This is a genomic window from Pseudomonas sp. UFMG81 (assembly GCF_015354575.1).
Lineage (GTDB): Bacteria > Pseudomonadota > Gammaproteobacteria > Pseudomonadales > Pseudomonadaceae > Aquipseudomonas.
The window spans coordinates 130,823-142,788 of the sequence record NZ_JACAFQ010000007.1 but is presented as its reverse complement, the minus strand read 5'-3'; the positions used below and the strand labels follow the sequence as shown (position 1 = coordinate 142,788).

Annotated in this window: 12 protein-coding genes; 6 read left to right on the top strand and 6 right to left on the bottom strand. The window is 65.1% G+C overall.

From position 1 onward, the window contains the following. Positions 1–16: 16 nt before the first annotated feature. From rng to mreB, 5 genes are all read right to left on the bottom strand, one after another. The gene (gene rng, locus IX761_RS07770; RefSeq protein WP_194789023.1) at positions 17–1,474 is read right to left on the bottom strand and encodes a ribonuclease G; all 1,458 of its coding nucleotides are present in this window, start codon (positions 1,472–1,474) and stop codon (positions 17–19) included. 54 nt (positions 1,475–1,528) lie between these two features. Further along, a complete protein-coding gene (locus IX761_RS07765) occupies positions 1,529–2,128 on the bottom strand; it encodes a Maf family protein (RefSeq protein WP_194789022.1) in 600 nt (199 codons plus the stop codon). Positions 2,129–2,160: 32 nt separating this feature from the next. Further along, positions 2,161–2,649 (bottom strand): rod shape-determining protein MreD, encoded by a 489-nt coding sequence (gene mreD / locus IX761_RS07760; protein WP_194789021.1) that lies wholly within the window; start codon positions 2,647–2,649, stop codon positions 2,161–2,163. Further along, entirely contained in the window at positions 2,650–3,642 is a 993-nt protein-coding gene (gene mreC, locus IX761_RS07755) for a rod shape-determining protein MreC (protein ID WP_416366762.1), read from the bottom strand. It abuts the gene before it with no gap. Between the two features lie 213 nt (positions 3,643–3,855). Next, entirely contained in the window at positions 3,856–4,893 is a 1,038-nt protein-coding gene (gene mreB, locus IX761_RS07750) for a rod shape-determining protein MreB (protein ID WP_003255163.1), read from the bottom strand. 204 nt (positions 4,894–5,097) lie between these two features. On the opposite strand from mreB, the gene gatC reads away from it, so the two are divergent. The 6 genes from gatC to IX761_RS07720 all read left to right on the top strand — a co-directional run bounded on the left by gatC (position 5,098) and on the right by IX761_RS07720 (position 10,319). Further along, a complete protein-coding gene (gene gatC, locus IX761_RS07745; RefSeq protein WP_011532396.1) occupies positions 5,098–5,385 on the top strand; it encodes an Asp-tRNA(Asn)/Glu-tRNA(Gln) amidotransferase subunit GatC in 288 nt (95 codons plus the stop codon). A 15-nt stretch (positions 5,386–5,400) separates the two neighbouring features. After that, positions 5,401–6,852: an Asp-tRNA(Asn)/Glu-tRNA(Gln) amidotransferase subunit GatA gene (gatA, locus tag IX761_RS07740; protein WP_194789020.1), complete on the top strand. Its 1,452-nt coding sequence runs from the start codon at positions 5,401–5,403 to the stop codon at positions 6,850–6,852. An 11-nt stretch (positions 6,853–6,863) separates the two neighbouring features. Continuing rightward, positions 6,864–8,309, top strand: coding sequence for an Asp-tRNA(Asn)/Glu-tRNA(Gln) amidotransferase subunit GatB (gene gatB / locus IX761_RS07735; RefSeq protein ID WP_194789019.1), 1,446 nt, complete (start codon positions 6,864–6,866; stop codon positions 8,307–8,309). 145 nt (positions 8,310–8,454) lie between these two features. Next, a complete protein-coding gene (locus tag IX761_RS07730) occupies positions 8,455–8,829 on the top strand; it encodes a septal ring lytic transglycosylase RlpA family protein (protein WP_194789018.1) in 375 nt (124 codons plus the stop codon). A 61-nt stretch (positions 8,830–8,890) separates the two neighbouring features. Then, a complete protein-coding gene (locus tag IX761_RS07725) occupies positions 8,891–9,934 on the top strand; it encodes a calcium/sodium antiporter (RefSeq protein ID WP_194789056.1) in 1,044 nt (347 codons plus the stop codon). A gap of 10 nt (positions 9,935–9,944) precedes the next feature. Continuing rightward, positions 9,945–10,319 (top strand): carboxymuconolactone decarboxylase family protein, encoded by a 375-nt coding sequence (locus IX761_RS07720; RefSeq protein WP_194789017.1) that lies wholly within the window; start codon positions 9,945–9,947, stop codon positions 10,317–10,319. Positions 10,320–10,581: 262 nt separating this feature from the next. Here the strand turns inward: IX761_RS07720 and IX761_RS07715 are convergent, their stop codons facing one another. After that, positions 10,582–11,940, bottom strand: a complete 1,359-nt coding sequence (locus IX761_RS07715; RefSeq protein ID WP_194789016.1) for an amino acid permease — start codon at positions 11,938–11,940, stop codon at positions 10,582–10,584. Between the last annotated feature and the right edge of the window lie 26 nt (positions 11,941–11,966).

Below are 11,966 nucleotides of genomic sequence, written 5' to 3'. Positions count from 1 at the left end.
CCGTGGTCAAGCAGGGTCAGAGCAGCACCACATCGTATTGTTCCTGGGAGTACATGGATTCGACCTGGAAGCGAATGGTTCGCCCGATGAACGCTTCCAGTTCGGCGACGTTGCCCGATTCTTCGTCGAGCAGGCGGTCGACCACCTTCTGGTTGGCCAGCACCCGATAGCCTTCGGCCTGGTAGGCGCGGGCCTCACGCAGGATCTCGCGGAAGATCTCGTAACAAATAGTCTCGGGGGTCTTCAGCTTGCCGCGCCCCTGGCAGGCGGCGCAGGGCTCGCAGAGCACCTGTTCGAGGCTTTCGCGGGTGCGCTTGCGGGTCATCTGCACCAGGCCCAGCTCGGTGATGCCGATGATGTTGGTCTTGGCGTGATCACGCTCGAGCTGCTTCTCCAGCGTACGCAGGACCTGGCGCTGGTGCTCCTCGTCCTCCATGTCGATGAAGTCGATGATGATGATCCCGCCGATGTTGCGCAGGCGCAGCTGGCGGGCAATGGCGGTGGCCGCTTCGAGGTTGGTCTTGAAGATGGTTTCTTCGAGGTTGCGATGGCCGACGAACGCACCGGTGTTGACGTCGATGGTGGTCATCGCCTCGGCCGGGTCGACCACCAGGTAGCCCCCGGACTTGAGCGGCACCTTGCGCTCCAGCGCACGCTGGATCTCGTCCTCGACACCGTACAGGTCGAAGATCGGCCGTTCGCCGGGGTAATGTTCCAGACGATCGGCAATTTCCGGCATCAGTTCGGCGACGAACTGCGTGGTTTTCTGGAAGGTTTCCCGGGAGTCGATGCGGATCTTCTCGATCTTGGCGTTGACCAGGTCGCGCAGGGTACGCAGGGCCAGCCCCAGGTCTTCGTAGATCACAGTGGGCGCGCCGCAGGTCTGGATCTGCGCGCCGATCTGCTCCCACAAGCGGCGCAGGTAGCGGATGTCCTGGAGGATGTCCTCGGCACGCGCGCCTTCGGCGGCGGTGCGCAGGATGAAGCCGCCGGCGTCCTTCATCTCTTCCTTGGCCATGCAGTCGGCGACCACCTGCTTGAGGCGTTCGCGCTCGGCTTCTTCCTCGATTTTCAACGAGATGCCGACATGGCTGCTGCGCGGCATGTACACCAGGTAGCGCGACGGGATCGACAACTGGGTGGTCAGGCGCGCGCCCTTGGTGCCGATCGGGTCCTTGGTCACCTGCACCACCAGCGCCTGGCCCTCGTGGACCAGCGCGGTGATGGTCTCCACCGCCGAGCCTTCGCGCTGGGAGATCTCGGACGCATGGATGAACGCCGCGCGCTCCAGGCCGATGTCGACGAAGGCCGCCTGCATGCCCGGCAGCACCCGCACCACCTTGCCCTTGTAGATGTTGCCGACGATGCCACGGCGCTGGGTGCGCTCGACGTGCACTTCCTGCAGGACACCGTTCTCCACCACTGCCACGCGTGATTCCATCGGGGTGATGTTGATCAGGATCTCTTCACTCATGGCAGGCTCTCGTCAATGGTCTGGGGTAATCATGGATCGCTGCGGGGTGGCTGGCTAGCGTGGCGCCGAATCCTCCGGCAGCTGCCAGCAGGGAATGGCGAACTGCTCCAGCAGTTCGGCCGTCTCGCTCAGAGGCAAACCGACTACGGCGGAGTAACTGCCCTCGATGCCGCTGACGAACACCGCGCCCAAACCCTGGATGGCATAGCCACCGGCCTTGTCCAGCGGCTCGCCGCTGGCCCAGTAGCGCAGGGCTTCTTCGAAGGAGATGGCGCGAAAACGCACAGTGGTAGTGATGCAGCGGCTGATACTGCGCTGGCCATCGGTCAAGGCCACGGCGGTGAGCACCTGGTGCTCGCGCTTGGACAGGTCGCCGAGCATGGCCAGGAAGTGTTCACGGTCTTCTGGCTTGCCGAGGATATCGTCGTCCAGCACCACCGTGGTGTCCGCCCCCAGCACCACACCGGTGCCGTCGGTCTGGGCGAAACCGGCCACCGCCTTGGCCTGGGCCAGACGCTCGACGTAAGCCGCCGGGGCTTCGCCGGGCAGCGGGGTTTCATCAATCGGCGCGCTGACGACGGTGAATGGCACGCCGATCTGGGTCAGCAGTTCACGACGGCGCGGCGAACCGGAGGCCAGGTAAAGGTGAGGCATGTGGACATCTCCCTGTCAGTGGTGACGCAGCGTCAGTGAATGTGCAGGCGCACGCGCAAGCCGCGCAGGGCAAAACTCACCCAAGGCCAGAGCAAGGCACTGATCACCGCCGACCAGACCAGCGCCAGGGTTGGCAGCCGGTTGCCGGTCAGGGCGCTGAGCCACAGCTGGATCAGCTGGGCGATGCCGAAGATCACCAGGATCACCAGGCTCTGTTGCCACATGGGGAACATGCGCAAACGCTGCTGCAACGACAGCACCAGGAAGGTGATCAAGGTGAGGATGAGCGCGTTCTGCCCCAGCAAGGTGCCATACAGCACATCCTCGGCCAGGCCCAGCAGAAAGGCGGTGGTCATGCCAACCTTGCCAGGGACGGTGAGCGTCCAGAAGGCCAGCAGCAGCGCCAGCCACATGGGTCGGAACACTTCCATGAACTGCGGCAGGGGCGAAACGCTGAGCAACAGGCCGATGGCGAAGGTCAGCCAGATGGCCCAGCCGTTTCTGCTACGGGTGCTGGCCATTTATTGTCTCCGGGGCTGGGCAGGCGCGGCGGCCGGCTGAGCCGGTGTCGGCGCATGCGCAGCCGGGGTGGCTGCAGGTGTCGTCGGTGCCACAGCGGGCACGGCCTGGCTGGCATTGGCAGGCGCCGCAGGCGTGGCCGGGGCCTGAACATGGCCGGCGCCCTGGCGATCAGCTTCTTCCTGGGCGATCGCTGCCTCGGTGGCGCGCTCTTCCGGTGTGCGTCGGTCGCTGAACACCAGCAGCATGTAGCGGCTGCGGTTGAGCGCGGCGGTGGGGATGGCGCGGACGATGGCGAACGGCTGGCCGGAGTCGTGGATCACTTCGTTGACCGTGGCCACCGGGTAACCCGCCGGGAAGCGCTGGCCCATGCCGGAACTGACCAGCAGGTCGCCTTCCTTGATATCGGCGGTGTCGGCCACGTGGCGCAGCTCCAGGCGTTCCGGGTTGCCGGTGCCGCTGGCGATAGCGCGCAGGCCGTTGCGGTTGACCTGCACCGGAATGCTGTGGGTGGTGTCGGTGAGCAGCAGCACCCGCGCGGTGTACGGCATCAGCTCGACCACCTGGCCCATCAGGCCGCGGGCATCGAGCACCGGCTGGCCGAGGAACACCCCATCGCGCTCGCCCTTGTTGATCAGGATGCGGTGGGTGAACGGGTTGGGGTCGACACCGATCAGCTCGGCGACCTCGACCTTCTCGTTGACCAGCGCCGACGAGTTGAGCAACTCGCGCAGGCGCACGTTCTGCTCGGTCAGGGCGGCCAGCTTCTGCAGGCGCCCCTGCAGCAGCAGGGCTTCGGTCTTGAGTTTCTCGTTCTCGGCGATCAGCTCGGTGCGGCTGCCAAACTGGCCAGCAACACCTTGCCACATGCGCTGCGGCAAGTCGGTGATCCAGTAGGATTCCATCAACACCAGGCCCATCTGGCTGCGGACCGGCTTGAGCAGGTCGAAGCGCGAGTCGACCACCATCAGCGCGACCGACATCACCACCAGCACGAGCAGGCGAACGCCCAGCGAGGGGCCCTTGGAGAAAAGCGGTTTAATGGGCCGTTCCTCGTGGACGACTCAGAAAGTCATTGGACATGGGGCAACGCACCGGCCTGCTTGCGGGTTGACGGAATCGACGCCCGAACGGGCGCCAGCGCAGCGCATACAGGTAGCACTGTGCGTGCCACCTGTAAACCTGCGGATACACGGCTACGCCAGCGATCACTCGCTGGAGAGCAGGTCCATGGCGTGCTTGTCCATCATCTCCAGCGCACGGCCACCGCCGCGGGCGACGCAGGTCAGCGGGTCTTCGGCGACGATCACCGGCAGGCCGGTTTCCTGGGCCAGCAGCTTGTCCAGGTCACGCAGCAGGGCGCCACCACCGGTCAGCACCAGGCCACGCTCGGCGATGTCCGAGGCCAGCTCCGGTGGCGATTGCTCCAGGGCGCTCTTGACCGCCTGGACGATGGTCGCCAGCGATTCTTGCAGCGCTTCGAGCACTTCGTTGGAGTTCAGGGTGAAGGCACGTGGTACGCCCTCGGCCAGGTTGCGGCCACGCACGTCGACTTCGCGCACTTCGCCGCCTGGGTAGGCGGTACCGATTTCCTGCTTGATGCGCTCGGCGGTGGATTCGCCGATCAGGCTGCCGTAGTTGCGGCGCACGTAGGTGACGATGGCTTCGTCGAAGCGGTCGCCGCCAACCCGCACGGATTCGGCGTAGACCACACCGTTGAGCGAGATCAGGGCGATCTCGGTGGTACCACCACCGATGTCGACGACCATCGAGCCACGGGCCTCTTCGACCGGCAGGCCGGCACCGATGGCGGCGGCCATGGGCTCTTCGATCAGGAACACTTCACGGGCGCCGGCACCGAGGGCCGACTCACGAATGGCACGGCGCTCGACCTGGGTCGACTTGCACGGCACGCAGATCAGCACCCGTGGGCTGGGCTGCAGGAAGCTGTTTTCATGCACCTTGTTGATGAAGTACTGCAGCATTTTTTCACAAACGCTGAAGTCGGCGATCACGCCGTCCTTCATCGGACGAATGGCTGCAATGTTGCCGGGGGTGCGGCCCAGCATGCGCTTGGCTTCGGTACCGACTGCGACGACGCTTTTCTGGTTGCCGTGGGTACGGATGGCAACAACCGAGGGCTCATTCAGGACGATACCGCGCTCACGCACGTAGATAAGGGTGTTGGCAGTACCCAGGTCGATGGACAGATCGCTGGAAAACATGCCACGCAGTTTCTTGAACATGGGAAAGTGACCCTGGGGAAAGCGTGGGTAAAAAAGTGCGGCAAACTCTAACAATGGCAGGGATTTTGGGCAAGGAGCCAATATGTTAAATTGGTCGTTTTTCCGAGCATGCCTGCCGATGATCGCGGCCCTTTGACCGCCGAAATCCCGGCATGTTCCTCATCTACGGACCCTTTCCGTCTGTCGTTTTCCCTGGAGATCCCCATGGCGCTGCAACGCTCCGACGTGGAAAAGATCGCCCATCTGGCCCGCCTGGGCCTGAATGAAGGCGAATTGCCACGCATCACCGATGCCTTGAACAGTATTCTCGGGCTGGTCGACCAGATGCAGGCCGTCGACACCACGGGCATCGAACCGCTCGCCCACCCGCTGGAGACCACCCAGCGCCTGCGCCCCGACCAGGTCACCGAAAGCAACCAGCGCGACCGCTACCAGGCCGTCGCCCCGTCGACCGAGAACGGTCTGTACCTGGTTCCGAAAGTCATCGATTAAGGGATAGCGCCTGCCATGCATCAACTCACTCTGGCCGAGATCGCCCGTGGCCTCGCCGACAAGTCGTTCTCCTCTGAAGAACTGACCGGCACGCTGCTGACGCGCATCAAGCAGCTCGACCCGCAGCTCAACAGCTTCATCACCATCACCGAACAACAGGCCCTGGAACAGGCCCGCGCCGCCGACGCCCGTCGCGCCGCTGGCGAAACCGGCGCGCTGCTGGGCGCCCCGATCGCCCACAAAGACCTGTTCTGCACCAACGGCGTGCGCACCAGCTGCGGCTCGAAGATGCTCGACAACTTCACCGCGCCCTACGACGCCACCGTGGTCGCCAAGCTGGCCGAAGCCGGCATGGTGACCCTGGGCAAGACCAACATGGACGAATTCGCCATGGGCTCGGCCAACGAGTCCAGCCACTACGGCGCGGTGAAGAACCCGTGGAACCTCGAACACGTACCGGGCGGCTCGTCCGGCGGTTCGGCTGCCGCCGTGGCCGCGCGCCTGCTACCGGCCACCACCGGCACCGACACCGGCGGCTCGATCCGCCAGCCGGCCGCGCTGACCAACCTCACCGGCCTGAAACCGACCTACGGTCGCGTGTCGCGCTGGGGCATGATCGCCTACGCCTCCAGCCTCGACCAGGGCGGCCCGCTGGCCCGCACCGCCGAGGACTGCGCCCTGCTGCTGCAAGGCATGGCCGGCTTCGACAGCAAGGACTCGACCTCGGTCGACGAGCCAGTGCCGGACTTCAGCGCCAACCTCAACGCCTCGCTGCAGGGCCTGCGCATCGGCCTGCCGAAGGAGTACTTCGGCGCCGGCCTCGACCCGCGCATCGCCGACCTGGTCCAGGCCAGCGTCAAGGAGCTGGTAAAGCTCGGCGCGGTGGTCAAGGAAATCAGCCTGCCGAACATGCAGCACGCCATCCCGGCGTACTACGTGATCGCCCCCGCCGAAGCCTCCTCCAACCTGTCACGGTTCGACGGCGTGCGCTTCGGCTACCGCTGCGAAGACCCGAAAGACCTCACCGACCTGTACAAGCGCTCCCGTGGCGAAGGTTTCGGTGTCGAAGTGCAGCGGCGCATCATGGTCGGCACCTACGCCCTGTCGGCCGGCTACTACGATGCCTACTACGTCAAGGCGCAGCAGATCCGCCGCCTGATCAAGAACGACTTCGTGGCCGCCTTCAACGACGTCGACGTGATCCTCGGCCCGACCACGCCGAACCCGGCCTGGAAGCTCGGTTCGAAGAGCAGCGACCCGGTCGCCGCCTACCTTGAAGACGTCTACACCATCACCGCCAACCTGGCGGGCCTGCCAGGCCTGTCGATGCCGGCCGGCTTCGTCGACGGCCTGCCGGTGGGCGTGCAACTGCTGGCCCCGTACTTCCAGGAAGGCCGCCTGCTCAACATCGCGCACCGCTACCAGCAAGTCACCGACTGGCACACCCGCGCCCCCAACGGCTTCTGAGGAGTTCACACATGCAATGGGAAGTTGTGATCGGGCTGGAGATTCATACCCAGCTCGCCACCCAGTCGAAGATCTTCTCCGGCAGCGCCACCACCTTCGGCTCCGAGCCGAACACCCAGGCCAGCCTGGTCGACCTGGGGATGCCCGGCGTGCTGCCGGTGCTCAACCAGGAAGCCGTGCGCATGGCGTGCATGTTCGGCCTGGCGATCGATGCCGAGATCGGCCCGCGCAACGTGTTCGCGCGCAAGAACTACTTCTACCCCGACCTGCCCAAGGGCTACCAGATCAGCCAGATGGACCTGCCGATCGTCGGCAAGGGCCACCTGGACATCGCCCTGGAAGACGGCACCCTCAAGCGCATCGGCGTGACCCGCGCGCACCTTGAAGAAGACGCCGGCAAGAGCCTGCACGAAGACTTCAACGGCGCCACCGGCATCGACCTGAACCGCGCCGGCACCCCGCTGCTGGAGATCGTCTCCGAGCCGGACATGCGCAGTGCGAAAGAGGCCGTAGCCTACGTCAAGGCGATCCACGCCCTGGTGCGCTATCTCGGTATCTGCGACGGCAACATGGCCGAAGGCTCGCTGCGCTGCGACTGCAACGTGTCGATCCGGCCGAAAGGCCAGGTTGAGTTCGGCACCCGCTGCGAGATCAAGAACGTCAACTCGTTCCGCTTCATCGAACGCGCGATCAACAGCGAGATCCAGCGCCAGATCGACCTGATCGAAGACGGCGGCAAGGTGGTGCAGGAAACCCGTCTGTACGACCCGAACAAGGACGAGACCCGCTCCATGCGCAGCAAGGAGGAAGCCAACGACTACCGTTACTTCCCCGACCCTGACCTGCTGCCGGTGGTTATCGAGCAAAGCTTCCTCGACAGCGTGCGCGCCGGCCTGCCGGAACTGCCACCGCAGAAGGTCGAGCGCTTCCAGAGCCAGTACGGCTTGTCGGCGTATGATGCCAACGTGCTGGCCTCCAGCCGCGAGCAGGCCGACTACTTCGAGCAGGTGGTCACGATTGGCGGCGACGCCAAGCTGGCCGCCAACTGGGTGATGGTCGAGCTGGGCAGCCTGCTGAACAAGCTGGGCGTGGAGATCGACCAGTCGCCGGTGAGCGCCGAGCAACTGGGTGGCATGCTGCTGCGCATCCGCGACAACACCATCAGCGGCAAGATCGCCAAGACCGTGTTCGAGGCCATGGCCGCCGGTGAAGGTGATGCCGACAGCATCATCGAAAGCAAAGGCCTCAAGCAGGTCACCGACACCGGTGCGATCGACAAGATGCTCGACGAGATGCTCGCCGCCAACGCCGAACAGGTCGAACAGTACCGCGCCGCCGATGAAGCCAAGCGCGGCAAGATGTTCGGCTTCTTCGTCGGCCAGGCGATGAAGGCCTCCAAAGGCAAGGCCAACCCGGGGCAAGTGAACCAATTGCTCAAGGCCAAGCTCGAAGGGTGATTGTTTCACCCCTGTAATCCTGCGAGGGCTCTGCCCTCGTTCGCGGGCAAGCCCGCTCCCACAGGCATGGCGGCGCATTCACTGGCAGCGACTTTCTTGTGGGAGCGGGCTTGCCCGCGAATGGCCGCACTGGAGATCACCTGCCTTGCTAAAACGATCCCTTGCCACCCTGGCTCTTTTCTCTGCACTGGCCGGCTGCGCCAGCCACGACATCGACCCGCGCGGTTACAACGAAACCGGCACCGCCTCGTATTACGGTTCACGCCACCACGGCAAACGCACCGCCAGCGGCGAGCCCTTCAACCAGCACGGCCTCACCGCCGCCCACCGCAGCCTGCCCTTCGGCAGCCGGGTGCTGGTCACCAACCTGAACAATCAACGCAGCGTGATCGTGCGTATCAACGACCGCGGCCCGCACACCCGCGGCCGGCTGATCGACCTGTCACGGGCGGCCGCAGAAAAAATCGGCATGCTGCGTAGCGGAACGGCGCGAGTCCGGGTACAAGGTCTGAGCGATTGACCTGACTGGAGCCCTCGCCATTTTCGACCTGGCCACCCTCCCCACCTTCAGCCTCCTGCAACTGGGCGTGGGCCTGCTATTGCTGATCCTCGGCGCCGAACTGCTGGTGCGCGCGGCCCTGCGCCTGGCCACCCGCCTGCATGTGCGCCCACTGATCATCGGCCTGAGCCTGGTAGCCTTCGGCAGCACCGCGCCACAGCTGACCGTGAGCCTGCAGGCCGCCTACCAGGGCGCACCGGACGTGGCCCTGGGCAGCGTGGTGGGCAGCAACATCTTCAACGTGCTGGTGATCCTCGGCTTGGCCGCGCTGATCATTCCCCTGCGGGTGTCGCGCCAGCTGGTGCGCCTGGACATCCCATTGATGATCGTCGCCAGCGCCGCGGTCTACCTGCTGGCCAGCAACGGCCTGCTCGGGCGTGTCGAAGGCGCGGTGCTGCTGCTCGGGTTGCTGGGCTACCTGCTGATGCTGTGGCACCAGTCGCGCCACTATGCCCGCACCTATCCACCAGCGGATGCAGCGCATACCAGCGCCGGCCGCTTCTGGAGCGGCACCCTGCTGCAGGTAGTGATCGGGCTCGGCCTGCTCAGCCTGGCCGGGCACCTGCTGCTGGAGGCTGCCGTGGAGGTGGCCACCGACCTGGGTTTGTCGGAGCGGGTCATCGGCCTCACTGTGGTCGCCGTGTGCACCTCACTGCCCGAACTGGCCGCCGCGCTGATCGCCGCCCTGCGCGGCGAGCGCGAGATCGCCGTGGGCACGGTGATCGGCAGCAACCTGTTCAACCTGCTGGCCGTGTTGGGCCTGACCGCGCTGGTCACCCCCCAGCCGCTGACCATCTCACCCAACGCCCTGGACTTCGACCTGCCGGTGATGCTGGGTGTCGCCGCGCTGTGCCTGCCGGTGTTCTATTCCGGCTACCGGGTGACCCGCGCCGAAGGCCTGGTGTTCCTCTGCCTGTACCTGGCCTACGGCCTGCACGTGGTGACCTTCACCACCGGCCTGCCGTTGGCCGGGCGCCTGGAAAAACTGATGCTGTTCTACGTTCTGCCAGTGCTCGGGGCCGTGCTGCTGTACACGACACTGCGCGCCTGGCGCCGCCAACACTAAGGGTAACAACATGGCTGATTCGAAACAGACCGGCGAAAGCATGCGCCGCCAGGTGATGGGCGATGCCTTCGTCGACCGCGCCCTGGGTAATGCGACCGAATTCACTCAACCGCTGCAGGACTTCGTCAACGAGCATGCCTGGGGTGGCGTGTGGACACGTGAAGGGTTGCCGCTCAAGACCCGCAGCCTCATTACCCTGGCCACGCTGACGGCGCTCAAATGCCCGCAGGAGCTCAAGGGGCACGTGCGTGGTGCGCTGAACAATGGCTGCACGGTGGAAGAGATTCGCGAAGCGCTGCTGCACTGCGCGGTGTATGCCGGCGTGCCGGCGGCGATCGATGCGTTCCGCGCGGCGCAGGAAGTGATCGACAGCTACGAAGGCTAAATGACAACCGGCCCTATCGCCGGCAAGCCGGCTCCCACAGTGTGCCCATTTTGCAAAGCCCCGTGGGAGCAACTGTCTTGCACGTGAATCTGTAGGAGCGGCCTTGTGTCGCGAAAGGGGTGCGCAGCGCCCCCAGGTTCTCGAGTACGCCCAAGATCGCCGGGGCCGCACTGCGGCCCTTTCGCGACACAAGGCCGCTCCTACAGGTGACGTGCAAATTTCAGGGTGGGGCTTGCCGGCGATAGGGCCGGCTCGATTTACCTCATCGGGCCTGACGGGCCTTCTTCATGCGGAACGCCACCCACAGCACCGCGATCCACGCGGGGATCAGCATCACCGAGATGCGAATCGGCGGGGTGAGGTACATCACCACCAGGATCAGCACGATGAACGCCAGGCACAGGTAGTTGCTCAGCGGGTGCCACAGGCTGCGGTAAAACGGCTGGATGCCGGCGGCCAGCTTGGCCTTGCGGAACTTCAGGTGGGTGATGCTGATGCTCGCCCAGTTGATCACCAGCGCCGACACCGCCAGGGCCATCAGCAGGCCGAACGCCTCACCCGGCATCAGGTAGTTGATCAGCACACACAGGCCGGTGGCGAACGCCGACACGCCCAGCGCGGTCAGGGGTACGCCACGGCGGCTGACCTTGAGCAGTTGGCGCGGCGCATCACCCTGCGAAGCCAGGCCGAACAGCATGCGGCTGTTGGCGTACACGCAGCTGTTGTACACCGACAGTGCGGCGGTCAGCACCACGATATTGAGGATGGTCGCCACCAGGTCGCTGTCCAGCTCGTGGAAGATCATCACGAACGGGCTGCCGCCCTGCACCACTTTCTGCCACGGGTACAGCGCCAGCAGCACCGCCAGGGCGCCGATGTAGAAGATCAGGATGCGGTAGACCACCTGGTTGGTGGCCTTGGGGATGCTCTCGCGCGGGTTGGCCGCTTCGGCGGCGGTGATGCCGACCAGTTCCAGGCCACCGAAGGAGAACATGATCACCGCCAGCGCCATGATCAACCCGGTCACACCATTGGGGAAGAAGCCGCCGTATTGCCACAGGTTGGCGACACTGGCCTCCGGCCCACCGTGGCCGCTGCCCAGCAGCCAGGCGCCAAAGCCGATCATGCTGACGATCGCCACCACCTTGACCAGGGCGAACCAGAACTCCATCTCGCCATACACCTTCACCTGGGTCAGGTTGATGGCGTTGATGACCACGAAGAAGATCGCCGCCGTGGCCCAGGTGGGGAACTCCGGCCACCAGTACTGCACGTAGATGCCCACTGCGGTGAGCTCGGCCATGCCGACCAGCACGTACACCACCCAATAGTTCCAGCCCGAGACGAAGCCGGCGAACTCGCTCCAGTACTGGTGCGCGAAGTGGCTGAAGCTGCCGGCGACCGGCTCCTCGACCACCATCTCGCCGAGCTGGCGCATGATCAGGAAGGCCATCAGGCCGGCGATGGCGTAGCCCAGCAGCACGGAGGGGCCGGCCAGCTGGATGGTCTGGGCGATGCCCAGGAACAGCCCGGTGCCGATGGCCCCGCCCAGCGCGATCAGCTGGATATGGCGATTCTTCAGCCCGCGCTGCAAGCGCTCGGGCGTGCTCTGGTCTTGCATGAAGTGTCCTTTAGGTGAGGCCGTGT